This is a genomic window from Mesorhizobium ventifaucium, from assembly GCF_935822925.1.
In the GTDB taxonomy this organism is placed as follows: Bacteria; Pseudomonadota; Alphaproteobacteria; order Rhizobiales; family Rhizobiaceae; genus Mesorhizobium; species Mesorhizobium ventifaucium.
This window is the reverse complement of record NZ_CAKXZS010000012.1, coordinates 133461-159190: the sequence shown is the minus strand read 5'-3', so window position 1 is coordinate 159190 and position 25730 is coordinate 133461. Positions and strand designations below refer to the sequence as shown.

Annotated in this window: 23 protein-coding genes and 1 pseudogene; 10 read left to right on the top strand and 14 right to left on the bottom strand. The window is 61.2% G+C overall.

The window, feature by feature from the left end:
• Positions 1 to 347: 347 nt before the first annotated feature.
• Together NMG70_RS11790 and NMG70_RS11785 are read left to right on the top strand one after the other, a co-directional pair.
• Positions 348 to 1433 (top strand): patatin-like phospholipase family protein, encoded by a 1086-nt coding sequence (locus NMG70_RS11790; protein WP_254024816.1) that lies wholly within the window; start codon positions 348 to 350, stop codon positions 1431 to 1433.
• Positions 1434 to 1670: 237 nt separating this feature from the next.
• Positions 1671 to 2033 carry an SPW repeat protein gene (locus NMG70_RS11785; protein ID WP_254024678.1) on the top strand — a complete coding sequence of 121 codons (363 nt, stop codon included), beginning with the start codon at positions 1671 to 1673 and terminating at the stop codon, positions 2031 to 2033.
• Positions 2034 to 2373: 340 nt separating this feature from the next.
• Here NMG70_RS11785 and NMG70_RS11780 read toward each other — a convergent pair whose 3' ends face one another.
• Positions 2374 to 3000, bottom strand: a complete 627-nt coding sequence (locus NMG70_RS11780; protein ID WP_254024677.1) for a TetR/AcrR family transcriptional regulator — start codon at positions 2998 to 3000, stop codon at positions 2374 to 2376.
• Positions 3001 to 3081: 81 nt separating this feature from the next.
• Here NMG70_RS11780 and NMG70_RS11775 point away from each other — a divergent pair, with 81 nt between their 5' ends.
• The 3 genes from NMG70_RS11775 to NMG70_RS11765 all read left to right on the top strand — a co-directional run bounded on the left by NMG70_RS11775 (position 3082) and on the right by NMG70_RS11765 (position 9439).
• On the top strand, positions 3082 to 4113 hold the full coding sequence (locus NMG70_RS11775; protein ID WP_254024676.1) for an HlyD family secretion protein: 1032 nt from the start codon (positions 3082 to 3084) through the stop codon (positions 4111 to 4113).
• Positions 4110 to 5834: a DHA2 family efflux MFS transporter permease subunit gene (locus NMG70_RS11770; protein WP_254024675.1), complete on the top strand. Its 1725-nt coding sequence runs from the start codon at positions 4110 to 4112 to the stop codon at positions 5832 to 5834. Before NMG70_RS11775 ends, NMG70_RS11770 begins: the two co-directional genes overlap by 4 nt.
• A gap of 410 nt (positions 5835 to 6244) precedes the next feature.
• On the top strand, positions 6245 to 9439 hold the full coding sequence (locus NMG70_RS11765) for a PAS domain-containing protein (RefSeq protein ID WP_254024674.1): 3195 nt from the start codon (positions 6245 to 6247) through the stop codon (positions 9437 to 9439).
• On the opposite strand, the gene NMG70_RS11760 is transcribed toward NMG70_RS11765, so the two are convergent.
• Positions 9393 to 10589 carry an MFS transporter gene (locus NMG70_RS11760; protein WP_254024673.1) on the bottom strand — a complete coding sequence of 399 codons (1197 nt, stop codon included), beginning with the start codon at positions 10587 to 10589 and terminating at the stop codon, positions 9393 to 9395. The two genes, NMG70_RS11765 and NMG70_RS11760, sit on opposite strands and share 47 nt — an antisense overlap.
• A gap of 245 nt (positions 10590 to 10834) precedes the next feature.
• Here NMG70_RS11760 and NMG70_RS11755 point away from each other — a divergent pair, with 245 nt between their 5' ends.
• The 3 genes from NMG70_RS11755 to NMG70_RS11745 are packed head-to-tail and all read left to right on the top strand — an operon-like array spanning position 10835 to position 12562.
• Positions 10835 to 11482 carry a response regulator transcription factor gene (locus NMG70_RS11755; RefSeq protein WP_254024672.1) on the top strand — a complete coding sequence of 216 codons (648 nt, stop codon included), beginning with the start codon at positions 10835 to 10837 and terminating at the stop codon, positions 11480 to 11482.
• Positions 11479 to 11856 (top strand): response regulator, encoded by a 378-nt coding sequence (locus tag NMG70_RS11750; RefSeq protein WP_254024671.1) that lies wholly within the window; start codon positions 11479 to 11481, stop codon positions 11854 to 11856. The genes NMG70_RS11755 and NMG70_RS11750 overlap by 4 nt, the downstream gene beginning before the upstream one ends.
• A 1-nt stretch (position 11857) precedes the next feature.
• On the top strand, positions 11858 to 12562 hold the full coding sequence (locus tag NMG70_RS11745) for a response regulator transcription factor (protein WP_254024670.1): 705 nt from the start codon (positions 11858 to 11860) through the stop codon (positions 12560 to 12562).
• A 259-nt stretch (positions 12563 to 12821) separates the two neighbouring features.
• Here the strand turns inward: NMG70_RS11745 and NMG70_RS11740 are convergent, their stop codons facing one another.
• From NMG70_RS11740 to NMG70_RS11705, 8 genes and pseudogenes are all read right to left on the bottom strand, one after another.
• On the bottom strand, positions 12822 to 13469 hold the full coding sequence (locus tag NMG70_RS11740; protein ID WP_254024669.1) for an HD domain-containing protein: 648 nt from the start codon (positions 13467 to 13469) through the stop codon (positions 12822 to 12824).
• 13 nt (positions 13470 to 13482) lie between these two features.
• Entirely contained in the window at positions 13483 to 14130 is a 648-nt protein-coding gene (locus tag NMG70_RS11735) for a glutathione S-transferase C-terminal domain-containing protein (protein WP_254024668.1), read from the bottom strand.
• A 59-nt stretch (positions 14131 to 14189) separates the two neighbouring features.
• Complete coding sequence (locus NMG70_RS11730; protein ID WP_254024667.1) at positions 14190 to 14627, bottom strand: CBS domain-containing protein; 438 nt, start codon at positions 14625 to 14627, stop codon at positions 14190 to 14192.
• A gap of 97 nt (positions 14628 to 14724) precedes the next feature.
• Positions 14725 to 15150 carry a cupin domain-containing protein gene (locus NMG70_RS11725; RefSeq protein WP_254024666.1) on the bottom strand — a complete coding sequence of 142 codons (426 nt, stop codon included), beginning with the start codon at positions 15148 to 15150 and terminating at the stop codon, positions 14725 to 14727.
• 98 nt (positions 15151 to 15248) lie between these two features.
• Entirely contained in the window at positions 15249 to 16085 is an 837-nt protein-coding gene (locus tag NMG70_RS11720) for an alpha/beta fold hydrolase (protein WP_254024665.1), read from the bottom strand.
• Between the two features lie 199 nt (positions 16086 to 16284).
• Entirely contained in the window at positions 16285 to 17055 is a 771-nt protein-coding gene (locus NMG70_RS11715) for an SDR family oxidoreductase (protein ID WP_254024664.1), read from the bottom strand.
• Between the two features lie 333 nt (positions 17056 to 17388).
• A pseudogene (locus NMG70_RS11710) lies at positions 17389 to 17484 on the bottom strand (NmrA family transcriptional regulator); the annotation flags it as partial.
• A gap of 60 nt (positions 17485 to 17544) precedes the next feature.
• Positions 17545 to 17715 carry a hypothetical protein gene (locus NMG70_RS11705; RefSeq protein ID WP_254024663.1) on the bottom strand — a complete coding sequence of 57 codons (171 nt, stop codon included), beginning with the start codon at positions 17713 to 17715 and terminating at the stop codon, positions 17545 to 17547.
• A 434-nt stretch (positions 17716 to 18149) separates the two neighbouring features.
• Here NMG70_RS11705 and NMG70_RS11700 point away from each other — a divergent pair, with 434 nt between their 5' ends.
• Positions 18150 to 18905 carry a sensor histidine kinase gene (locus tag NMG70_RS11700; RefSeq protein WP_254024662.1) on the top strand — a complete coding sequence of 252 codons (756 nt, stop codon included), beginning with the start codon at positions 18150 to 18152 and terminating at the stop codon, positions 18903 to 18905.
• Between the two features lie 42 nt (positions 18906 to 18947).
• Positions 18948 to 19307 (top strand): DUF1810 family protein, encoded by a 360-nt coding sequence (locus tag NMG70_RS11695; RefSeq protein ID WP_367185523.1) that lies wholly within the window; start codon positions 18948 to 18950, stop codon positions 19305 to 19307.
• 210 nt (positions 19308 to 19517) lie between these two features.
• Here NMG70_RS11695 and NMG70_RS11690 read toward each other — a convergent pair whose 3' ends face one another.
• From NMG70_RS11690 to NMG70_RS11675, 4 genes are all read right to left on the bottom strand, one after another.
• Positions 19518 to 20303 carry a pirin family protein gene (locus tag NMG70_RS11690; protein ID WP_301555151.1) on the bottom strand — a complete coding sequence of 262 codons (786 nt, stop codon included), beginning with the start codon at positions 20301 to 20303 and terminating at the stop codon, positions 19518 to 19520.
• 35 nt (positions 20304 to 20338) lie between these two features.
• The gene (locus NMG70_RS11685; protein ID WP_254024659.1) at positions 20339 to 21931 is read right to left on the bottom strand and encodes a mechanosensitive ion channel family protein; all 1593 of its coding nucleotides are present in this window, start codon (positions 21929 to 21931) and stop codon (positions 20339 to 20341) included.
• 61 nt (positions 21932 to 21992) lie between these two features.
• The gene (locus NMG70_RS11680; RefSeq protein WP_254024658.1) at positions 21993 to 23246 is read right to left on the bottom strand and encodes a cytochrome b; all 1254 of its coding nucleotides are present in this window, start codon (positions 23244 to 23246) and stop codon (positions 21993 to 21995) included.
• 850 nt (positions 23247 to 24096) lie between these two features.
• Positions 24097 to 25716 (bottom strand): MASE4 domain-containing protein, encoded by a 1620-nt coding sequence (locus NMG70_RS11675; protein WP_254024657.1) that lies wholly within the window; start codon positions 25714 to 25716, stop codon positions 24097 to 24099.
• Between the last annotated feature and the right edge of the window lie 14 nt (positions 25717 to 25730).

Here is a 25730-nt window from a genome sequence, read left to right as displayed (position 1 = left end):
ATCGACTACAACCGGGGCCCCCATATAGCCATGCTCCATGGGGGCTTATCACCGGCGTCGTGTCGGGCGAGATGAGCTCCATCCTATGCGGAAGGCTGACGGGGTGATGTCGCGCTGACAGCATGATGCCTGCCTGATGAGAACTGAGTCTCGTCGCCGGAAAACGACTCGTTGGACCAAGGCGTCAGAGACCCGCGGCCATCGGATAAGCGAACTTGCTCCGCGGTCACGAAGTCAGACGTTGGAGATCCGTTTTGCGCTCTGTGAAAATATCGGTGCTTGTTGGGCTGGCAGCAGTGGTTGCGACCGTCGTGTGGTTCCAAGGATGCGATCCCCGGATCGCCGAGATGGACAGACCCCTTGACGCAACGGAAGCCGAGAAGGCTGCGATCGCCGGCTATGGCGAGATCCGGATATATCGCGACGCTCGAGTCGCCGCAGGCGACGTTCGCGACTGGTCGCCGGCGACCGAGCCGGATGGCCTCGATGTCCTCATGATCTCCGGCGGCGGTGCGGGAGGCGCCTTCAGCGTCGGCGTGCTGTCGGCTTGGAGCGCAGCCGGGACCCGCCCGCAATTCGATGTAGTCACCGGCGTAAGCACTGGCGCCCTGATCGCGCCATTCGCGTTCCTCGGATCGGCTCATGACGACACCCTGGTGCATCTCTTTACGAGCGGCGTCGCCGACGATCTTGTCGCAACCAAATTTCCCGTGGGCTTGATCGGATCGAGCTTGCTGAGATCCACGCCAATGAGGCGGATAGTCGAGGATTTCATCACACCCGCGATCCTGCAGCAGGTTGCGGCTCAGCATCGCGAAGGCCGCCGCCTCCTCGTCCTCACGACCAATCTCGACACCCAACGTGCAGTCGTGTGGAACATGGGCGCCATCGCCAATAGCGGCCGACCGGACGCGCTGAAGCTGTTCCAGGATATTGTGATAGCGTCGGCAAGTATCCCCGGCGTTTATCCGGCGGTGATGATCGAAGCCAAGTCAGGAGGGCGTCGCTTCCAGGAAATGCATTCCGATGGAGGGTCAACGTCGCAAGTCTTGATACTTCCACAGGCAATTCTGGCAAGCACGAACCCTCTCGTGCTGGGGAAACGCCAAACTGTCGATTTCCATGTGATCGTAAACAACGCGCTCATTCCGGAATTCGCCACCACGCAGAACAGAACGTTGGCTGTGATCGCGAGAGCATATTCTATTCTCCTCAAGTCCCAGACACAGAGCGAACTGGCCATCCTGTACAATTACGCCAAACTGACCGGGGCACGTTTTCACCTTGCGACTATTGACGCTCAAGTCCCCTATTCGATGCTCGATCCTTTCAACGCCAGCTATATGCAAGCCGTATATGACCTCGGCTATGCCGGCTTCCTGGCTGGAAACCTGTGGAAAGATCACCCTGTTTTCGCCGACCGACGGCTGTGAGCAGGAGCATTGCTCGACAGAGAGAAAGGCGAATTTCCCTACGCCCAAGAAGCTGTGACCCCAGGCGCTTCGATATTATCCGCCAGCACCGCGCTCAGCCGCACTAGACCTTAGCATCGCCCGACAGATGCCTGCGTAGACTAGGCTGCTGCGCGGGACCGCCTCATTCTCCTCGCACCCCGCCGCCCCCAACATTGATGGCCTGGGTACGGAGCCGGACTGGAAAAGGAGATTAAAATGACAAGTGAAGTACCGAGCAAGGGGTTGGAGTGGACCAACCTCGTTCTGGGCGCAGGTCTGACCTGCGCTGCCTTCGCGCTCACCGAGCTGCCTGCCGCGGCTTGGAATGCGGGGATCGTCGGCCTGCTGATTGTTTGCTGCTCTGCCGTGGCGCTCTACCGCTACGGAGCCTGGGCCGAGTGGTCCAATCTTGCCTTGGGGTGTTGGGCAGTAGCCGCCCCGTTTCTGCTCGGCTTCGGATCGGCGCAGGCGGAAATGTGGACGCACGTCTTGGTTGGGCTTTGCGTGGCGACGATTGCCATCATGCAGCTTTCGAGCGGCCGCAAGGCGCAGATACCTTCCAAGTCCAACGCCAGATGATGTCATTGAAGGCCACACCAGTGGACGGGGCGCGCGAGCTGTTTTTGCGACCGTCCCCTGGGATGCTTCAGCGGGTTGCGAGTGAAAACCCGCCCCGCAAGCCAAACCGGCGAGGGAAGAGATTATGGACCCCGTGAATCTCGAACCAACACTCGAAGAGATGCTGGACGATCCTATCGTCCAGCCGCTGATGCGGCACGACAACGTCTGCGCCGACGATGTGAGGCGGATCGTTCATGAGGCCCGCAAGTCATACAATCGTCGAGGCTTGTCGGTGGAACGCAACACTCCGCCGGACCCCTCGGCCTACGGCTCGACATTGATGACGACGATTGCCCTTCTACTTCTGGCCGCGTCGAACGCCGTTCAGAAAGATTTCCACGGCGGAAGCGACCGCCTCCTGCGCTTCTTTCTCCGACAGCGGTGGCCGGAGGCCGAGAACGACCTGCAGATGAAGGTTGTCGCGGATCATGCCTACAAAGTGCCCGGCCAGGCGCAAGCAATCATCCGCGTGGATTTCCCCTCGTTCCCTGGCGGCTTCGAGGACCTCGGCGAGCCGGACCGTGGTCCGACCCGGCCCTTGTTCGTAGAACGACTTCACGAGATCGGGGAAGCGGTTGGCCTCGGTGACGGCAATTCGGTAGATGCCGATCAAGGTGGGCGACATGTAGGCATCCATGGAATACCGGCCGAACGCCGTCAGCGTCGCCCGCAGGTCGTGGCCTTCTATTTCCTCGATCACCAGGGGCGACAGCACCTTGTCTGCGCTTTCCTTGACGATAGCGGAGAACAGGCCCTCCTTGTTGCCGAACTCATCGTAGATGTTGCGTTTCGATCCGCCGGCGCGCTCGATGATCGCGTCGATGCTTGTCGCGGCGTAGCCCTGTTCAAAAAAGACCTCGGCGGCCGCTTGAAGAAGGGCCTCCCGTCGGCCCTTGCGCCGCGTGGTCTTTACAGCCGCAGCCATTCATTCGCTCCAATGCATCACTTGACTGGTAACGCTTATTACCGTAAACGTCAATGGTAACGTCTATTACCGGAGGCCGTCATGGCGCAACATAGCAGGAAAAAGACGATCGGCTTGCTGCTGTGCCTCTCAGCCGTGGTCGTCCTAGGTGCAGGATGGGCTTGGGCACGTTCAGACGAGACGTCAACCGACAACGCTTACGTCCGCGGGGACGTGACCGGGCTCGCGCCGAAGATTGCGGGCTACGTCACTGCGGTAGAGGTCAGGGACAACCAAGCCGTCCAAGCCGGTGACGTCCTGTTCCAGATCGACGATCGCGACTACCGCGCGCGGCTCGCACAAGCCGTGGCCAATGTCGAAGCCGCCCAGGCGCGCCTCGGTAATGTCGATGCCGAAGTCCTGCTTCAGCATGCCCTAATCAGGCAGGCCGAAGCCCAGATGCGTGCGGCCGAGGCCGAGCTGAACCTAGCGACAAAGGCGTCCGACCGCCGCCGCGAACTTATCCGCAGCAGCGCAGTGAGCCAGGCCCAGGTTGATGAAAGCGATGCCGCGCGCTCGAGGGCCGAAGCGGCCGTGGAGGCAGCATCAGCAGCACTGGAAGCACAGCGGCAGCGTATCGCTGTTCTCGACGCCCAACGCGAAGCCGCCGTAGCCGCCGTAGCGCAAGCCCGGGCCGCAGAGGAACTCGCTCAAATCGACCTCGACAACACAGTGGTACGTGCCCCGGTCAGCGGCGTCGTCGGCAACCGCCAGGTTCGCATCGGCCGACTTGTGGCGCCGGGCGCCTCCTTGCTCGATATCGTTCCGGTCAACGATCTGTGGGTCGTGGCGAACTTCAAAGAAACGCAGATCGAACATATCCGGGCCGGTCAGCATGTGCGTGTTACCGTCGATGGCTATCCGAATGCGACATTTGAAGGCGTGGTGGACAGCTTTGCACCCGGCAGCGGGTCTGCTTTCAGCTTGCTTCCCGCAGACAATGCGACAGGGAATTTCGTGCGCGTCGTCCAGCGCGTTCCGGTGAAGATCCGGCTTGTCGGCAATCCACTGCCTGGCCGCCTCGTCCCGGGCCTGTCCGCGCGTGTCGATATCGATGACGGGAGCGGCTCGTGACCGCGGCGCTTGTCGCCACGCCGTGCCTCGATCGACCCGCGACAGGAACGCTTCTCGTCGCGGGCATAGTGCTCGCCACCCTGACGGAGGCGATCGCCAGCACGGTCCTGTCGCTCGGGCGCGGCGACATCATCGGCGACACCTATGCAACACCCGATGAGTTCGCCTGGCTGGATGTTGGATATACCGCCCCGAAGCTGATCGGGTTCATGGCCGCGGCCTGGCTGATGAACCGTATGAACCCACGGAGCCTGATCGTCGGCTCGGCCCTGGTCATGGGCGCAGCCTGCGCCATTGCCGCGATCACGGCTCGATTGGACCTGTTGGTTCTGCTCCGCGTGATGCAAGGCTTCTCTGGAGGCATCCTGCTCGTGGCGGGGCAGGCGATCATTTTTCTTGCCTATCCGCGACGCCACCAACCGATCCTCCAGGCCCTGTTCGCAATGGGTGCAGTCGTTGCCCCCGCGACGATTGCCCCCGCCCTTCAGGGCTGGTTGCTCGACAGCCAGTCGTGGACGTGGATCTTCTTCAGTGCAGTCCCGGTGGCGCTGGCGGCGGCCGGTCTCCTGCTGCTCGCGGACTGCCCAGCGCCCGTCAAAGTAGCACGCCGACCGTTCGACTGGCTCGGCTTCTCGCTCGTGTCTGCCACACTCTACTGCTTCACCTATGTGTTCAGCCAGGGCAGCCGATGGGACTGGTTCGAGGAATCCCGCATCTTGTGGCTGACAGTGATCGGCACGGCCGCGCTGCTGGCGTTTATCGGCCAACAGGCGATGGCCAAAGGCCAGGGCCTGCTGGATTTCACCTTGTTCCGGTCGGAGGATTTCTCCTTCGCGTTCATCGTCAGTTTCGTCGCCGGCGCCGCCTTGTTCGGGAGCGCGTTCCTGATTCCGTCGTTCGCCGCGTCCGTCCTTGCATTGACGCCAACCGACGCCGGCCTGCTCCTATTGCCGAGCGGCGCGCTTTTCATCGGCGCGCTTCTCATCGCTGCTTTCCTCATGCAGGTCCGCCGTGTTCCTCCGATCGCCACGGTGCCGTTTGGAATCCTGATGATCATGGTCGCGATGTGGATGCTGTCCGGTTCGACGATCGAGAGCGGCGCGGACGACATGATGCCGGCCATCCTGTTGCGTGGCCTCGGCCTCGGCTTCCTATTCCTGTCTATCACCCTCATCGCCTTCAGCAAGCTCAACGACCAAAACCTCGCATCCGGCATAGGCCTCTTCAACACGGGTCGCCAGTTTGGTGGCCTCATGGGTGTCGCCTGGCTGCAGACGTTGATCGAGAATAACGTCGCCGCCAATGTCGCGGTGCTCGGCGCCAACGTCACCGCGGGCGTTCCCGCGGTCAGCGAGCGTCTAGCGACGACCACAGCCATGCTCGCGGCAAAGGGAATGGATTCCGTTGCAGCCGGCCGGGCAGCGGCGATCCTAATGGGCAGAGCCGTTACGGGTCAGTCCACCGTGATCGCCTTCGACACAGCGTTCAACGCAGTCGCGCTGCTGTTTGTGGTCGCCGCGCCCGTGCTGATCGCAATCAAGATCGGTATCTCCCGATTCATGGGAAAGCGCGCGGGACGGTCCCCGAAGCTGACGGCGATCCCGTTGCTGATCGCGCCGCCGCCCGACATGACTCCCAGCTTGCCGTCTCCAGCCTTGGCCTCGAACGTCCTCATCGACGGGAGTCAGAGACAAGCGGAAGATGCCCAGTTGCCAGCCTGACAGGCCTTCTGGAAATATTCTCCGGTGGCGGCAGGGCTCGAGGACAATGAGCCGGCATCGGAACGGAGCCTGGTCGGCGCGAAGGAAAGAACCGGGGGCGACCAGGCAAGGCAGGCAAGGTCCGGCCACGTCCTGGGTGAGGTCTCGGATCAATCCTGAGATGCGTATGGGACCGGCCACCCATCTGCCGCGTCAGCGGCTTCGTTCAATCCATTTTATGAGTTCATGACCCAGGCAGCACCATCCCGACGGCTAAGAAATACGCGTCGGCTCATGGATTTCCATGAGGTGCGGCCGCAGGATGGCGGGACTAGAGTGCGGGTATGAATTTGCCGACCCAGACATCGAGGAGAAGTGCTACATCAAGCGCTGACAGTTCCCAGCCTTTCTTTGCCCGGCAGGAGAAGTCGATGATGTCAGTCTGGTCGCGCCGCCCCCACTTCCTGCACCTGGGGCTCTTCACTGCAGCATATGTATTGGGCTGCGGATTCGCTCAGGCGCTCGCAATCGTGCCTGGAACAGGTATTTCCATTTGGCCTCCCAGCGGGCTTTTCATGGCTACGCTTATCCTCGCCTCCAGGCACAGCTGGCCGTGGTGGGTGTTGGGGGGCTGCCTGGCTGAACTGTTCAGCAACGCCTTGTGGTTCCATAATCCACTGTCCGTTGCCTTGCTGATCTATACCGGCAACGTTCTTGAAGCGGTGGCCGGCGCATGGCTCGTGACCTGGGCCTGCAGACGGCCGTTTCGGCTGGAAACCTTGCAGGAAGTTCTTACACTGGTCGTATTGGGCGCGGGAATTGCGCCAGTCGCAAGCGCGACGGTGGGAAGCGCGACGCTTGCGTGGTTTGGCATGCAAACCTTCGCGGCCGCTTGGCCTCTATTTTGGCTCGGAGACGCCACCGGGGTCTTGATTGTGGCGCCACTGGCGCTGGCCGTGTTGCAAAACTGTGGCGGCAGGACCCAGCTCTCGGCCGCGCGTTGGATGGAAGCCTGCGTCCTAGGGCTGATCTTTCTCGGTGTCGCCGCCCTTTCCTTGAGCGGTCACCTGCCCTCAGCCTACATCGTCATGCCGCCGCTTCTTTGGGCCGCGGTGCGCTTCGAGTTCAAAGGCGCCGCCGTCGCCTTGACCCTTCTCGCCCTGATCACGGTGGTATTCACGATATCCGGCACAAGCCAATTCGTCGGCGATCCTGAGTTCCAGAAGCAGATGCAGTTTGCGCTGCAGCTTTTTCTGGCCATCTCGGCATTTTCCGTGCTCACCGTGGCCGCCGTTTCCCGGCAGCACCAGCAGGCGCTGCTCACGCTGCGCGACAGCGAGCGGGAGCTCTCGCAGCTTGTCGACATGGTTCCGAGCCACGTCTGGCGTCTGACGCCCGACGGCGAGCCGACCTTTTTCAACAAGCGCATGATCGATTTCCTCGGCCTGGACGTAGCGGATTTGGACAAACGGGGTATGAGCCGGCTGGAGGCGGTCATTGAAACCATCCATCCGGACGAGGCAATCGGGTTCGGCGACGCGCTCCGTCGCAGCCTCGCCACCGGCGAAAACTTTGCGTTGCGATACCGCCTGCGTCGCGCCGATGGTGTCTATCACTGGATGTCGAGCCGCGCAGAACCGATGCGGGATCAGAACGGGCGCATCGTACAGTGGTACGGCCTCTGTCACGACATTGACGATCAGATGCATGCCGAAGAGGCGCTCCGGCGGAGCGAGCGGGAGCTTCAGCAGCTTGTCGACGCCCTGCCAGTCCACGTCTGGAGCTGGACGCCCGATGGCAAGCTGGCCTACGTCAACAAACGATCCTTGGAGGAACTCGGCCTCTCCGGTGCGAACTTCGAAGGCTCCACCATGGTGGCGCAAAAGCTGGTACATCCTGAAGATGCCCCCGAGGTGCTGCGTACGTCTGCCAATTGCCTCAAGGCTGGCGACGCCTTCATGATGCGGTATCGCCGGCGCTGCAAAGACGGCAGTTATCGCTGGATGGAGGGGCGTTGCGAGCCTCTGCGCGATCAAGACGGAACGATCGTCCACTGGTACCAGGTTTCCATCGACATAGACGATCAGATGCACGCCGAAGAGGCGCTACGGCGGAGCGAGCGGCAGCTTCAGCAGATGATCGACGCGGTGCCGGTCCGTATCTGGAGCGTAAGGCCGACTGGCGGCCCCATCTATTTCAACAAACGATATCAGGACCATTTCCGCGCCGTCATCCCGAACTTCGACGCGCTTGGAGAGCCGCGCATCGAGACGTTGCTGCAGGAGTTGATTCATCCCGAAGACGCTTCCGAGGTGCAGTGTACGTTGCGGAACTGTTTCGACACCGGCGGCGGCTCCGCGATGCGGTTTCGGTGGCGCGAGAAGGACGGCGCCTATCGCTGGGCGGAGTGCAGGGTGGAGCCTCGGCGTGATCAGGACGGAGTTATCGCAGAGTGGTACGGGGTTTCTCTCGATATTGACCATGAGGTGCGTGCGCAGGAGGCGCTGCGGGAGCGGGAGCGGGAGCTCTCGCTGCTCGTGGAAATGGTTCCAAGTCACCTCTGGCGCGTGAGCCCGGAAGGGGAGACCACATTCGCCAATAAGCACATGGCGGACTATTTCGGCTTGGATGTAGAGGACAAGCCTCGGATGGAGGCGGTGTTCAATACCATGTTCCACCCGGACGAGGTGGATGAGGTCTGGGATGTTTTCGCACGCTGTCTCCGCACGGGCGAGCCGTTTTCCATGACCTACCGCCTGCGCCGGCATGATGGCGTCTACCGCTGGATGTCGGGTCGGGCAGAGCCGATGCGGGATGAGAGCGGACGTATTGTCCAGTGGTTCGGCCTCTGTCACGACATCGACAATCAGGTGCGGGCCGAAGAGGCGTTGCGGCGCGCTTCCGAGAGACTCGCGCGGGCAACGCAGGCGGCAAGCTTGGCCGAGCTTTCCGCATCCATCGGGCACGAGGTGAACCAGCCGCTGGCTGCGATAGTCGCCAATTCACAGGCATGTCACCGCTGGCTGTCCGCGGAGCCGCCGAATGTCGAGCGCGCGAAGATCACCGCGGAGCGCATCACCCGAGACGCCAACTCGGCGGCGGATGTCGTCAGCCGCATCCGCGCCCTATTCCGACAGACAACCAACGCCAAATCGTCTGAGAACATCAACCGCGTGATCAGTGAAGTCTGCCGGCTGATGGCCGACGAGATCGCCGCGAAAGACATCCGCGTCGAGACAAACCTCGAGCCGGACCTGCCGCCGGTCGCGCTCGATTGCGTACAGGTGCAGCAGGTGCTCGTGAACCTGATCCGGAACGGGATCGAGGCCATGGAGGCCGTGGTCGAGGGCGCGCGTGCGCTTCAGATCCGCTCGTCCCGGGACGACCTTCATGCAATCCGCGTCGAGGTTCGCGACACCGGAACCGGATTCAAGGACGCCGATCGCGTCTTCGAGCCGTTCTTCACGACCAAGCAGCACGGGATGGGCATGGGGCTCGCCATTTGCCGTTCGATCATCGAATCGCATGGGGGCAGCCTCTGGACGGCCAACGACGAGGCGAGGGGCGCTACCGTCGCTTTCACGCTTCCGCTCGCGACGAATGGGGGCAGCGCGACGATGTCGTAACGCCCCGATTGACGGCCATCGCGAGCCCCCAGGCGGCAAGCGTGAATGCAACGCAGACGGCGGCGAGACCGGCGTAGCCCGCCGCTACGATCACGGCGCCCGCGACTAGGGGGCCGGCGGCAAAACCGATCAGATAGGCCGATCCCGCCGCCGCGGCCCAACGTCCGCTGCGATCGAGCGCGGCGGCGAGGCCCAACAGGTAGGGCATCGAGAAATAGTAAACGACGACCGAGCCGCCGAGAGCGATGACATAGGCGGCTGGGTTGCGCCAGAAACAAAGCGCGAGCACGACGAGCATGAAGCCGATGCAGAACCCCGATATGGGGATCGCCCGTCCCCAGCGCACGTTGAGCGCGGTTGCGGCTCCCGCCCCTGCGAGACCGACCAGCGTCGAGACCGTCAGCGCATAGCCGACGGCGCTCGTGTCGAGGCCAGCGCGCTCGCCCAAGGGGGCGCTAAACGCGTAAATCGCGGCGGACGCAGCCACGTAGACCACGATCGACGCGAGCGTCATGACACAGAGCATCGGGGAGGCTTGTGCCGAGGCGACCAAGGTTCCGCTGCCGGTTTTGGCGCGTACGTCCGGAACAAGGAACAGGAGCGGCGCGAGTGCAAGCGTCACGCCCGCGATGAGCCCAAGGATGCCGCGATGGGCGAAAGCGGCGGTGACCTCTCCGCCGACGGCGAAGAGCCCGGCGCTGCCCAAGGCCCAGACGACCTGGAAGTAGCCGTAGACCCTATCCGGGTTCCTGCAATGCGAGGCGACGATCGAGAGCGATACGGCGTAAAGCGCACCCTCGCCGACGCCCGCCAGGCTACGAAGCAGGACGAGCGATGTCCACGAGGCGCTGAAGGTCGATGCGCCTTGGGCGAGCAATGTCAGCGCGGCGGCGACAAGACCGACGCGCCGATAGGAAAGCCTGGGCAGGACGGGCGCAATGGCGATGGCCGTGGCAGCGAGAGTGAGAAACTCGGCGGAGACGACGAGGCCGGAGTCGCGTTCCGACAGCGAGAGGCCGGCCATCAGCCCGGCAATCACAAAGGGCGACATCTGTGGGACCAGCCCACCGATCACCTGCGCGGCGATCGCACCTATCACTAGGGACGCGGGTTCGCGGGGTATCCAAGGATCTCGCGGAGTTTCGGTCATGCCGGCTACGCCTCACTCGGCGGCCGGAGCGTCCTCGCGTCCGGGTCGGTCTCGACCTCCAAGATGCCATCCTACAGCTTAACGTTCGGCGCGCAAACGACACCCTGCACGCGCGTTGCAAACGCGAAGAAGAGCGTACAGGATTTCCATAGGGTGCCGGACGGTCAAAGAGAGGCTACGGTGCGGAATGAGTTGGCGAATCCCGCGCGCGAGAATGCTGCCCTGGTTGAAGTAAAGAAGGCGCAATGACGACGGACGACCATATCGTATTCATCGTCGATGACGATGCGCGGATCCGGGAGGCGCTCGGAGAGCTTCTGGCGTCGCACGGAATGCGCGCCCTGGCGTTCGGATCGGCCGGAGACTACATCGGCGCGGAGAAGCCGGACGTCCCCTCGTGCATCATTCTCGATGTCGAGCTGCCGGATATCAACGGGCTCGACCTGCAGAGGCAGATCGCGAAGGGGAACCATCCGCCGATCGTTTTCATAACTGGGCATGGCGACATCCCGTCGTCCGTGCGCGCGATCAAGCACGGCGCCGTGGATTTCCTGACCAAGCCCTTCAGTGATGCGAACCTCATGGCCGCAATCGATGCGGCAATCGCCCAGGATCGGGAAAAGAGGTCAGCGCGCGCCGAACTTGGCGTGTTGAGACGACGTTATCTCGAGCTGACGCCACGCGAGCGCGAGGTGCTGCCACTGGTGGTGAGCGGTTTGCTCAACAAGCAGGCCGCCGCCGAGCTGGGGATCAGCGAAGTCACGCTGGAAATCCATAGAAGGAACGTGATGCAGAAAATGGCGGCGGCGTCGCTCGCCGATCTCGTGCGGATCGCGGAGCGATTGGAGATACCGATCACCCACTCGCGACGAACGGGAGGGACCCGGGTGTGATCAAGAGAAGACCAGTTGTGGCGGTTGTCGATGATGATCCAAGGCTGCTCGAGTCGCTGGAGAATCTGCTGGAGTCCGCAGGCTATGTGGCTCGCAGCTTCTCGTCGGCGCGATCATTGCTCATTAGCGGGCTGTCCGGCCTGGACGTGCTCATCACCGACATCGGGATGCCCGGCATGGACGGCTTCGAACTTTGTGACCTGGTGAAGAAGGTGCGCCCGGATCTGCCGATGTTCTTGATCACCGGACGCCACGAGATTGCCGATGCGGACCAAGCAGAGGGCGTCAGCGGATGCTTCCGCAAGCCCTTCGATGCGCAGGTCATGCTGGCAGCCATCGGCGATGTCTTACGCAAATCGAAAAATGGAGGTTAGCATGAGACTTGAGCAGCCGCACCTACGGAGATCGGCGCCGTTGTCATCGCAGCGGAACAACGAAGCGGAGCAGCCACTCGTCATCATTGTGGATGACGATGCGGCTGTCCGCGAGGGGCTGTCCGAATTGATACTTTCTGCCGGGTTTCAGCCCGTCTGTTTTAGCTCGACGCGCGAATTGCTCAATGCCGACGTACTGGACAGTTCCGGTTGCCTGATCCTCGACGTGCGCATGCCGGGAGCGAGCGGCCTCGACCTGCAGCTTCATCTGGCCCAAACGGGCAACCCCAAGCCGATCATCTTCCTGACCGGGCACGGCGACATTCCAATGACCGTGCAGGCAATGAAGGCCGGAGCGGTGGACTTCCTCACGAAGCCGGTGCGGGACCAGACGCTGCTTGATGCGGTAATCGCCGGTGTTGCCGCGGATGCCGCGCGGCGGGCGGCATCCGCGGTCGTCAAACGCAACCTCGAACGTCTCGAGACGCTGACGCCACGGGAGCGCGAGGTTCTTTGTCAGGTCGCGTGGGGACGTCTAAACAAACAGATCGCCTTCGATCTCGGCATCAGCGAGGTTACGGTGAAGCTGCACCGCGGCAACGTCATGCGCAAGATGGAGGCTGCTTCCATCGGCGAGTTGATCCGGGCATGGGAGACGCTGCCGGCGCCGATGCGCGAGGCCGGCGCGAACAAGACTTTGGCATAAGCCGATAGATGCTTCCGTCCGAAAGGATCACCTAGCGCGCAGGGAATTCCTTCTCGTGCTTTACGAGGAGGTTGGCTTGAAGGCAGCGGACTTGTCGGGTCAAGGCCAGGACTATCGCATGAGGGCAGGACTAAGGCGGACAGGTAAGCCTGCCACCAGCTCATATGCGATAGCCCTGAGTGAAGCTACAGCAACGTACGAGTTCCCGATGTTGTGTTCCATGCGCGGAACTGTCGGACGATCTGGCTGTTAGCCGTGTTCACCCTTCGAAGGGTGCGTTCGACACAAGGTCGACGGAGGAAGGAACTCGATATCCAGGTACATAGCGTTCACCGAAATCCCGGACGAAATTGTCGTAGGTCGTTTCCGGTCTGGCCTCGGCGATGTGACAGAAGCACCGGCTCATCCGCCGCTTCATTTCGAGCCGCGGGAATTCCTCAACGATCCTCGCTATCTCTGCTGCGGGGATAAGCTCGTATTGCAGGCCGATCACATCCAGGCAGATGCCGGCAGTACAGAGCGCCACCTCCGCCTCCTTGTAGAGGCCGATGGATGGTGTGGAGTTGAGGGCGACGCTGTCCCAGATCAGTTGGGCTCGGCGCTCGTCGACCCCGCCTTGCCGGGCGAAGATCCGAGCCAGATCAGCGCCTTCGACTTCGAAGCGGCGCGGACCGTCAAACCGTTCGTTGAGCGTGATGTCGTGCAGCAGCGTCCCTAGGGCGACGACTTCCGCGTCGTGATCAATGTTGCGAAGCTGTCCGATCCGTGCCGCAAACAACCAGGAGCGGACAACATGATTGAACAGATATGGCTCGCTTTCCCGGCGGGCATAGTCGAGGGCCCGTTCCACGAGCGGCGTATCGGGAACCGAAATTTCCGCAAGCATCCGACTGCTGGTTCGGTTCATGTCCATAATCTCCTTAGCGAGTTGCGACCGGCGGCTTTGCCTCACGAACCCGAGACGCTCGTTCATTGTCTATCAAAGAGATGAGGCCCTCTTGCCGCATTGCCTCCTGCACGGCCGGACGGCTCGCCATACGCTTACGCAAGGCAATCAATGGCGCGGGAACGGTGACATCGAAGCGCTCGGCCCACAGCAGCATCACGAAAAGATAGAAGTCGGCCACGCTGGGTTTTGCGCCAAACAGGTAGTCGCCCGCAAGATTGCCCGAAAGGATGTCCAGCAGCCTGGAAATCGTCGCTCTTGCCTGTGCCTTTTGACCGTCGCTGCTCGCATGCCACATCGGCTTGAAGCTGCGGTGCACCTCGGTCGAGATGAAAGCCAGCGCTTCCAGCACGCGGGTACGGCCGAGATTTTCCGGAACGCCGAGCGCCGGATACTCCATAGCCAGCCAATCCAGGACGGCGATGTTCTCGGTGAGGACTTCTCCGCTGTCCAGCACCAGCGCCGGAACGTAGCCCTTGCGCGCCACATCGTTGAAATCGGCGCCCGACGCCGTTCGCTTCGTCTTCAGATTGACGCTCTCCCGTTCGAATGGCGCGCCCGCCTCGAGCAAGGCTATGTGATCGGCAAGACTGCACGCGAGCGGACTGTAGTATAGTTTCATGTTCACAATCCTTTCGGGGAGGATTCCTGGAAGAGGCGCGGCACCGCTGCAGGAAACAGCTAGCGGTAGCCGAGGCCGGTGACGTAGTTGAAGAGCATCCGCTCCTGCATTTCTTCCTGCTCGAACAGGACTTTCATGGCGTCCCGGATGTCCAGTATGCCGAGAGGCCTGACGCCAACGTCGATCACCGGAATGTTCTGCAGGCGTCGCGCGGCCATGGTCTGCCATACGTCATGAACATCGTCCTGCGGACTGCACGAGACGATGGATCTGCACATCAGGTCGGACACCGGCGGTGTTGAGGACGTTGGCCCGGTGAGATGGCGCACGAGGTCGGATTTGCTGAGCACGCCTTCCGCGCTTCCGCCGGCATTGCACACGACAACGAGGCCGATGCCGGGCCTGGAAAGCGAAAGGGCGGCCGCTTGCACCGTTGCATTGAAGTCGATCACCGCAAGACGCGACGACGTGAAGGCATGCAGTTTCTCGATAAGCATTGCTGCCGTCCTTGGTTGAGTGTCCGTGCCGCCGAATTCGTTAAACGCTCCGGCGGCGCGGCGCTCCTCCCGTTCAAACAGGCGATGAAATCCCGGTTCATTCGTCGTATGGGATCACCAGTTCCGTCTCGTCGGTGTCGACGACGAACACGGCCAGCAGCCGGGCGGGTTCGGTTGCGCTGGCATTCTGGCTGACGCTGTGACGATCGCCAGGATACTCGGACCAGCTTTCGCCGGCGCGATAGGTGATTACCGGCTCATCATTGACTTGGCTCTTAATCGCTCCTTCGAGGACCGTGGCGTAGATGAAGGCGGACTTGGGGTGGAGATGCGCGGGCGAAATGCCGCCGGGCTCATATTCGACGAGCACGCCCCTCATGCTCTTGCCGGGCACGTTTGGAAGCGGGTGGTCGTAGACGAGCTTCACGCCCTTGAAGGGCACGCCCGCCGAATCTTCGGCAAGCGCTGAGGTGGCGATGAGGGCCGCGAGAGCGGCGGTGCTGTAGAGTATGGTCCTGATCATTTGTCTGGCTCCAGTTGCGGTTGAGATTGGGGGTGATCGCCGGCCGGAGGGGAGGACGGCCGGCGATCGGGCTCTCGCCTGAGGGCACGGCGTGAGCCTTAGGACCTAATGAAGGTGAGCAAGTCGGCGTTCACCACATCGGCATGCGTGGTACACATCCCGTGCGGAAAGCCCTCATAGATCTTGAGCGTGCCGTTCTTTAGAAGCTTTGCGGATAACGGCGCGGAATCGGCAATGGGCACGATCTGGTCGTCCGTGCCGTGCATGACGAGTGTCGGCACGTCGATGATCTTGAGGTCGTGGGTGAAATCGGTCTCCGAAAAGGCCTTGATGCCTTCATACTGCGCTTTCGCGCTACCCATCATGGCCTGCCGCCACCAGTTCTGGATGACGCCCTGGATCGCTTCCGCGCCCGGCCGGTTGAAGCCGTAGAAGGGGCCAGACGGGAAATCGATGTAGAACTGCGCGCGGTTGTCGGCGAGCGACTTGCGCAGCCCGTCGAACACTTCGATCGGAAGGCCACCAGGATTGGCCGGCGTCTTCACCATGATTGGCGGCACAGCGCCGATAAGCACGAGCTTTGCGACGCGGCCCTGAGGCTGCCCATGCTGCGCGACATAGTGAGTGGCTTCACCACCGCCGGTGGAGTGACCGATGTGGACCGTATTTCTCAGGTCGAGATGCTCGACCACAGCGGCAATGTCGGCGGCGTAGTGATCCATGTCGTGACCGTCGCTCACCTGCGCGGAACGGCCGTGCCCGCGCCGGTCATGGGCGATAGTACGAAAACCATGCCCGACAAAGAAAAGCATCTGCGTGTCCCAATCGTCGGCGCTGAGTGGCCAGCCATGATGGAAGACGATCGGTTGGGCGTCCTTCGGACCCCAGTCCTTGTAATAGATCTTCGTGCCGTCCTTGGTTGTAATAGGGCTCATATCTTTTAATCCTTCTTGAGAAATGAATGAGTTCGACTCCTGGCCGGCTGCCCCTTGCGCGAGCGCGTATTTGGGCAGGCCGGTTGCAATGCCGGCGGCAGCTGCACCGAGGAGCAGGGCTCGGCGACTCGCCTGAGGCGCAAAGGGCAGCTCGTGGTCCATCGTTCGTTTCCTTGCGAGTTCTCTTCAGATGATGCCGTTACGCCGCAACACCGCTTCGCCGAGGTGGGGCATGTTCGAACCAGTCTTCGAACGACGTCGAACCGATGCGGGCGCCCGCGCCCGGGACAAGCGAGCGGTCGTCTAGCTCGGTCCCGAAATAGAGAGCATGAGGATCACCGATCACCTTCCTGGGATCGTTGGCGAGCTGCAGAAAACGCGCGACCAGCTCGTTCATCCGGAACGGCTCGGGGCCGCCGATCTCCATCACGCCGTTAATCGGCTGGGAGAGCGCCACGTCAGCCATGACGTCTGCGACGTCGTCGGAGGCGATGGGCTGGAAGTAGGCCGACGATACCGAGACGGTGTCGCCGACAGTTGCCGACTGCGCAATGCCGCCAAGGAACTCGAAGAACTGGGTCGAGTGAACGATCGTGTAGGGAATTCCGGACTCCCTGATCAGCTTCTCCTGGGCCATCTTGGCGCGCAGGTAGCCGCTGCGGGGCAGGCGCTCCGCCCCGACGATCGAGAGCGCGATGTGATGTTTCACGCCGGCAACCTTCTCCGCCGCAAGCAGGTTCTTTCCGGCTGTTTCGAAGAACTCGAGAACGGCCTTGTCCTCGAACGACGGTGAATTGGCGAGGTCGATGACGACCGCCGCCCCGGCAAGAGCCTTGTCCAATCCTTCACCGGTGAAGGTATTGACGCCGCCACTTGGCGCCGCCGCCAATACGTCGTGGCCCTTCACGCTCAGCCTTGCGACGGTCTTGGAGCCGATAAGTCCGGTGCCGCCGATGATTACGATTTTCATGTCATTCTCCTGTTCTGACTTCGAAAAGATCTGATAATGCCGGCGGCTCCTCACCCTGCCGGTCCTGCATTCCTCAATGAGAGAGAGGCGCGTCCGCGACTCGCTCGACCGTGAGCCGAAGGGGTTGGCTCAAGCGACACTGTCTTCGCAGCCTCCCCTCGCTTGGCCCCGGACCCCATGACCTCCGAGGCGCTGCCGTAGGACCCCGAGCCAAAGATGTCGGCCGAGCCATAGGTGGCGCATGATGGAGGCGGTGTTCTCGAGGAATTCCCGAAGAGGTCTGCCAGCATGGCCGGGATCACGAGGTGCCGATGTTGCGAGGGCACGACATTGCGGCGACGCCGCCACGACATCGTGCCCCTGTTGACGCAGCCGCTCGACGGTCGCCAACTGGATGTACCGAGTGCCGCCAATGACCACGATTTTCATGTCGATGTCTCCTGAGGCTTGCACTTGTCGAATGCAGCCGGCGCGAGGCGACGGGTTTCGTCACTGCGCCGATGCGGCGGCTTCCTCGATAGGCGAGGCGACCGCGCTGGAATGCGAGACCATCAGCGCGTGCGACCCGCCATCGACGACTATGGACACGGTTTGCGCCGCCCCGTTGTCCGACACGCAGCATGCATAAACGAGGGCCAGAGCTCTGATGATCTTCTGCACGTGTCTTCTCCTGTGCGGCGGTCTTTCGATGCCTAGGAGAATGCGCCCACTTGGTACGCGAAAATATTCGACGCACGGCTCGGTCCGATGATCCGAAAGTCTAGGACCGATGCACTCCAGGAGTGACGGCTTTAGCCGGTTGGCCGAGGGTTAGCCGGACATATTCGAACGCACCGCCGGGATAGAGGCGCCGACGTTCCCCGGTAGTACGCCGGGAGTGGCGGTTTCGGTCGCGCCGCCAACTGGCGTCGTCCAGTCGGTGTTCCCCTTAGGTCTCAAAAGCACCACGGCAAGCAGTCCAACGAAAACCGCAACAAGACATATACCGACGTATGGCCCGCCCTCATCCTCGATCCAATCGCCTCACGAATGCTTCTCAACATAGGGTGATCACACGACCAATCCGCCAAGTGTCGAAAAGCAGCGGGATGAAAATGTCAGGACCGAAAACAAGATCAGGCGGGGCCGGCAAATATCTCTTTGAGACTGCCGATGTGTCCCTTTCCGACCCGCCCGTAGAGCAGTCGAAGGCCAGCGTTGTTCATGATCTTGGCAACCTTATTCAGGTCGCATCATCTGCGCTGAATCGTGTCGCCCGCGACCCGAGCGTCTCGACGGCTCCGACTCTCGAGCCCGTAATCGCCAGCGCCAGGACTGCCCTGCAGCGAGCCGGCGCGCTCGTGCGGGAGACGGTAGGCCGGGCCGCATCGAGTCATCGGACGCCTGAATATGCAAGCGTAAGCGCCTGCCTGGCCGAGGTCGAAAACCTCGTCCAAAGCACATCGGAGACCAACATCCGTCTCGAGGTTCGCGTTGAGCGAGATCTGCCCGCTGCGATATGTGATCCCCTGGGTTTGCAAAACGCGATCTTGAATCTCGTGTTTAACGCGCGCGACGCGATGCCGGACGGCGGGTTGATCTCGATAAGCGTCGCCCCGGTCTTTCAGTATCCTGGAACCGTCATTGAGCTCCGGATCGAAGATAGCGGCATCGGGATGACGCGCGAGACCGTGCTCCGCGCCTTCGATCTCTTTTTCACCACCAAGGGCACGGGCCTGGGCGGCGTCGGCCTGCCGATGGTGAAGCATTTTGCCGAGCGACACGGCGGGCGCGTCGATATCGAAAGCGCCTTCGGGTCGGGCACGACAGTGATATTGCGCCTGCCCGCCATGGAGGCCCGGCAGGATTGACTGCAAGCCAATCGGGTGCCGGCTCACAGCGCCCAGTCATTCATGCCTGCAATCATGTGTACTCCCTACATGGAGTTCATGTTCCCCAGGCTGGCCTCTCGCGGAAGCGACTGTACGCTCGAGCCTTACGCGATCAGATCGCTCGACGAGGCCAACGCCTATATCTCCTCGCCGCCGCTGGGAGGACGCAATCGCGAAAGCGTCCGCACGCTACAGCGGCTGATCGACGTCAGCGTCCGCACCGTCTTTGGCGATGTCGATGCACGCAAACTGCAGGCGTCGCTGACGCTGTTCGCCGAAGCCAGCGATGACGAGTTCCTGTCCGAAACCATGTTCGACGTCTGGTTCAACGGTTTGCTCGACGAGGACACCATGACGCGGATCCGCTTTATGCAGCGATAAGCCGGCATCGCCGGCTGCCTCGCACCCTCGAAGAGGCAGAAAGCTTCGCGCCATCAGCTTTTTCGACGGCCTGGCCAAGCTGGACATTCCGCCGTGCCACGTGCGGTCGCATGCCGGCCAAGGCAGATCAGGGTAAGCCATTTGCGTTCTGGTCCAGATCCTTCGGCAGGGGGCGAATTCTTCCTCCCCAGGCACTTCCGGGAACCGGCGTTAACGCCAATCGGTCTTGGCCTGCTCGATCCGCTCGGTCGAGGAGGATACGAAGTTCCAATAGACGTGCCGCGGTTCGGAAAAGGGCTCGCCTCCCAACAGCATCAGTCGTGTTGAATGGAAGGCCGGCGCCTTGAGCACGATTTCGGCACCGGGTTCCAACAACATCAATTCGGCTTCACGGAACGAGCCCGGCCGGCCGACGATCTCAACTTCGCCGGCGACGACATAGACCGCCCGCTCGTGATGTTCGGGCTTGACCTGGTATCGTGCGCCGCTGGTGAGGACGATTTCGGCGAACACCATGTCGGAGAAAGTTTTGACCGGCGAGACCAAACCGTCCGAGGCTCCGGCGATCAAGGTGAACTCAACTCCTCTTGCACACGTCCTCGGTATCTCCGGCTCACTGTAGTGGGCAAAATCGGCGGCGACTTCCTCATGCCTGCAAGGAAAGGCAACCCAGGCCTGAATGCCGAAAAAATTGCTCCCGGACGCCCGAGCCTCCGGCGGGGTCCGTTCGGAATGGACGATCCCCGAACCCGCCGTCATCCAGCTGACTTCAACGGGGCGGAGAGCCTGCACCTTCCCGAGACTGTCCCGGTGAACGATCTCCCCATCGATCAGGTAGGTCACGGCCGCGAGGCCGATATGGGGATGCGGCCCCACGTCGAAACCCTGACCGGTATTAAACACCGCAGGACCAATGTGGTCGAAGAGAACAAAGGGGCCGACCATTCGCCCATACTTGGAGGGCAATACGCGCCGCACCTTGAAACCGCTCACCAGTTCACTGGACACCGGCAAAACGACTGTGTCGATGTCTATGACGCCGGCTTGTCGGATGGTCTTGGCTTTCTTCCTTCTTGTGCGCCCTGTCTGCCGGCGCTCAAAACGCGCCGGAACGGTACGGCGTGAAAAACCTTGTGCATGGCTTTGAGCAGCGCAAATTTCGAACTCGTGTACTGTTCTCCGGCGATGTTGCTGCCGCCGAGGGACGACATCCTCGCCGCAAGGACCGCTGCAAGATCTTCAGCCATTTCGGGCCGGTCGAGAAGCAGAGGTGCAAAGTTTTGCTGGTCAATCTCATAGACCACGACGTGGCTCATGGCCCGCAAGGTCGAGGTCTCGCCGATGCCCGCGAGCAAACCCGTCTCTCCGAAAAAGTCGCCGGGAGCGAGGTGGCCGATCTCCTGCGGGCGGGCGTCATCTTCGCCGCGCTCTCGGACAATGATGCCCGTCCGAACAATCATAAGGGACGGCAGCATCTCTCCCTGTCGTGCTATGACATCGCCCTTGCGATAGGTGCGCACTGTGGTTGTTGCTGCGAGGGCCTCTTTTTCGTTGTCCGTCAAGGCCGAGAATATTGGTATCGCGTTTATAAGCTTGATCGGCGTGACTTGCGGGAGATTTGCCGTATCTTCGTTCGGTAAATCACTTATGAGAATCGAAGAGGAGGGTGGCGTCGCCAGCCCCAAACCCGTGGACTTGGAATGACGATAGACAAGGTCGAAGATTTCGTTCGTCGCTGGAATTCGCTGGCCAACATTTGCTACGCGAAAAAATAGATCGACCTCAATCGCTGTCGCATCCAGACCTTTGATGGCGACCACTGGTGGCGGCTCCTTCAGTATTATGTTGCTGCTTTGTAGGGCCGCGTTCATGACGTCCGCGACGATGGCCGGCATCTTGGTCGGGGTTAATCTTATCGTGACGGACAGCCCATGGCTCTCCTCAGGGCTGCTGACATTGGTCAGTCCGAGCTTTGCGAGAAAGCTGTTCGGCAGTGCCACGACGTTGTGCGCCAAGGTGAGCAGGTGGGTTGATCGCCAGTTGGTCTCGACAACGCGGCCTTCGGTGCCGTCGCTCAGAACGATCCAATCCCCAAGCACATATGGTCGGCCGAGATTGAGCGCGATGCCCGAAAAGACGTCGCTCAGCGTATTCTGGAGCGCCAGTCCAAGTATGATTGCAAAGACGCCCGAGGTGGCGACCAGCGTTCCGATCGGCGCGCCGAAGACGAAAGCAAGGATCGACAGCAGCATCCCAACGTAGACGACGCCGACGACGAGGTCCTGCAGGAGGCGCGCCTCCCGCGGTTTTCGCTCGAACACGAGATAGATGCGAACAACTCCGATCAGAGCCCAGGCGAGGTGAATCCACCAGAGTACGTTGGCGGTCCCGACGAGGATTGCTTCCGCGGTTATGTCATTGCCTCCTGTCGGCTCGTAGGGAACCACAGCTCCGTCAAGAAGCAGGACCGACATGGTGAGGAAGAAGGCGATCTGGACGATCAGCCTGGTGGTGGAGAGCCGCTGCGGAATGACGTGCCATACGACTATGCCGGCGAGACCGACCAGCACCATGTAAAGATAGGGGGCGTTCCACCAGCTCATGACCGGATTCGGATCCAACATAATCCTCACAATCCTCGCCTCTGAGCGAGAGCAGGGCATCGGGGCAAGCGATCCTTCGGTGTTATTCCTTGCCTTTCTCCAGGATCGCTTCGGATATCGAGTTCGGCAGCCGGCGCGGCGTCTCGATTACGCCTAGCAGCGGCATGACGACCAGAAAGAACGCGAAATAGTAGAGGGTCGACACCTGCATGGCGGGGATGTACCAACCTTCCGCCGGCTTGGATCCCAGCCACCCGAGGAAGAGTGCATTGGCGACAAACAGCCAGAAGAACCGCCTGTACCAGGGCCGGTAGACCGCCGAGCGCACTTTTGAAGTGTCGAGCCAGGGCACGAAGAACAGCACGGCGATCGCGCCGAACATGGCGAGCACGCCGCCGAGCTTCGAGTCGATCGGCCCGATGTTGAAGGTGACAGCGCGCAGGATCGCGTAGAAGGGCAGGAAGTACCATTCGGGCACGATATGCGCCGGCGTCTTCAGCGGGTCGGCGGCGGTGTAGTTGTCGGGATGCCCGAGATAGTTCGGCATGTAGAAGACGAAATACGCAAAGGCGAGCAGGAACACCACGGCCCCGAGCCCGTCCTTCATCGTGGCATGGGGCGTGAAGTCCACGACGTCGGTTTCCGACTTCACATCGATGCCTGCCGGATTGTTCTGGCCGACGATGTGAAGCGCCCAGATGTGCAGGATGACGACGCCCGCCAGCATGAATGGCAGCAGATAATGCAGCGCGAAGAAGCGGTTGAGCGTCGGATTATCGACCGCGAAGCCGCCGAGCAGCAGTTGCTGTACCCAGTCGCCGACCAGCGGGATGGCGCTGAAGAAGCCGGTGATGACGGTCGCGCCCCAGAACGACATCTGTCCCCAGGGCAGCACATAGCCCATGAAAGCCGTCGCCATCATCAACAGAAGGTTGGTGCAGCCGAGAACCCACAGCAGTTCGCGCGGCGCCTTGTAGGAGCCGTAATAGAGGCCGCGGGAGATGTGGACGTAGACCGCGATGAAGAAGAACGACGCGCCGTTTGAATGCAGATAGCGCAGGAGCCAGCCGGAATTCACGTCGCGCATGATCTTGTCGACGGAATTGAAGGCCAGTGTCGTGTCGGCTGCGTAGTGCATGGCCAGCACGACGCCGGTAACGATCTGCGCCGCCAAGATCATCGAGAGGATGCCGCCGAACGAATAGGCGTAGTTCAGGTTGCGCGGGACTGGATAGACGATGAACTGATCATGCACCAGGCGCGGCACCGGCAAGCGGGCGTCGAACCAGCGTCCGATCCCGGTCTTGGGAACATAGGTTGAATGTCCACCGCTCATCGCATTGGCTCTGGGTCTCGAATTGCCGGTATCGACATCGGCTTGCGCCCCTTGGACAGCCGCCTTCACCACGGATGAGCGTGTTCACTCGGGGTCGCGAACCTTCCTCGACGCGACGGACACTCTGATCCCGTTGCGTGAGTAGATCGGCCGAACCGCCGCGCGAGCGAATTCGTCGACGCCGCTGCTGCGCCTTGGCTGCGCCGCACTATCGACAGCCCAGAGCCTCTGAAGGAGCTGCTGCATCCTTGAAAGAGTGAGTCCCAGCCTCATTTCTGATGCTCCTTGGTCGGGTTACGAAGAAACCCAACCATGCCATCCTTTCCAGGGTGCGGACCATCGTGCCGAGGACGCGTGCGTCCGATACGTTGGTCTATGGGTTCCTGAATAAAGGCTGCGCCGGACGGCCGGACGGCCGAGCAGCGACTTGGAGTTCACCCACTTCGTCAATTTTCAGCCGGAAAGAAAATGAGGCTTTCCTTGCTTGATTGGTCAAAGGTGAGACGGACTATCGCGGAAACGTCAACGGGATCGGCCCGAACTGGCTTCCGCGAACTTGCGCGCCGCTGCCGGAGCCCAAGCCGGTGCGGCGGGGGCGCGAGATGTTAGGCGCCTGCTTGCGGTGGGAGCCTAAGCCTGAGCGGCGAAGATACGGGCGTTGTCATACGACGAGTGATCGACCAGTTGTTCAAACGCATTCGGACGATCTAGACCGTAAACTCATAAACATGTTGCGCGGTGACTAACCAGAGTCCGGTTCGGTTGAACTCCGGAAGCCGGTCTGGATCGGAGCCACTTCCGTAACGCGCCACAGGAGCGGACCCCAAGTGGCCGGATGTTGTCTTATCTCTCATCGCATATCCTGCGTTCGAATTGGCGCTGGAGATGCCTCAGCATCCGGGTCAATCGATCCCGGCAGCGCGACCCGGAAAACAGATCCGTGAGAGCCAGTCCGCGCAATGTACAATTTACCGCCGTGCGCTTCCACAATCGATCGACAGACTGCCAAGCCAATGCCCATTCCATCAGACCTGGTTGTAAAGAACACGTCGAATATCTGCCCCATGTTTTCCGGAGCTACCCCGATCCCATTGTCCTCCACGGATAGCGCTACGCCATTGTGCTCATCCGGTTCCGACCTGATCCGAAGGACTCGCCGTCGACCGCTCACGTGTCGCATGGCCTCGATCGCATTGCTGACAAGGTTCAACAAAACCTGCCGAATCTGACCTCGATGACCTGGCACCGTCGGAATTGGCTCGCTCAAGTCCAACTCGACCACAACGTTTCCATCCTCCAGTTCTCCCCTAGCTAGTGCGATGGTCTCCCTGATGATGTCGTTGGCATCGACCAGCGTTCTTTGTCGCTCGCGGCCGGCGAACATTTCTCTCACCGATTGAATGACTTCGCCGACCCTGCCGGTATCCGAAATAATATGCTCATATGCTCGTTGGGCCCTCTCGAGATTAGGCGGAGCCCTTCTGATCCAGTTCAAACCGGCTCTGGCATTCGCCGCAATGGCAGTCAACGGCTGCCTGATCTCATGCGCCATTGCCGCGGACACCGCATTGATTGAGATCAGTTGGCCTTCGCGCTCTCTTTGGCGCGCCAGCACCGACATGGCCAATCTTGCGTAGAGCATTGTCGACTCGGCGAGCAACACGAGCAAGACCAAGCTGTCTGACGCAACCGCTAAAATGCGGTTTGCATACCAGGCGACGTCAAAGCGAACGTCGACGAGATTCAAGAGGATCGACGACAAGAGCCAGGCCAGCGCGACAATTAGCAGCCACATGTCAAGCACCGAGCGTTGTGAAAGCCAAATCGACACCAATGCAGCTATACTTACCATCAGCATGAAGGCGGAGACGAATTTCACAAATGCAGCCGTGTCGGTTACGGTGACGATCAAGGGTGGCACCATGTCCTCGTGCGCCGTGAGAAACCAGGTCACAGCGCACACCAGGGCAGCCACGATGCAAGCGTCAACGGCAACGACGGTCGCAACGGAGCTACGGACCATTCGCTGCGACGGGAGATTCCGCGCGGTCGAGTACACGATGATGGTCGTCGGCAAGGCCATTTGCCAAATGGTAAATAGCCACGGCGAGGTTTGCAGACCGGCGTGCAACAAGCCGTTTGGTGCAAATGCTCCTGGGAAGGTGAGAGCATATGGAATGATGGTCAACGCGCAGAACAGATAGCCGCCCGCGAGCAATCGTAGAGACCAAGAACGCAAAATCGCGAAGTGAGCATACAGGAGTGTGGCGGAGATCAAGTCGGTAAGAAACAGGATGGTCGCGAAAATCGGAAGGAAGACATCAAGCCGCCCGAGGCGAACATGGGCGAACGGCAGCGCCGAAAAAAACACGACCAGAAGCACCACAGCTGTGACAAATGCCGCGCGCTTCTGCACTCGGCTCGGCGGCGCGCTTGAGATCAGCCCTATCTGGGATTGAGCCACTGTCATGGCGACCTTCGTGG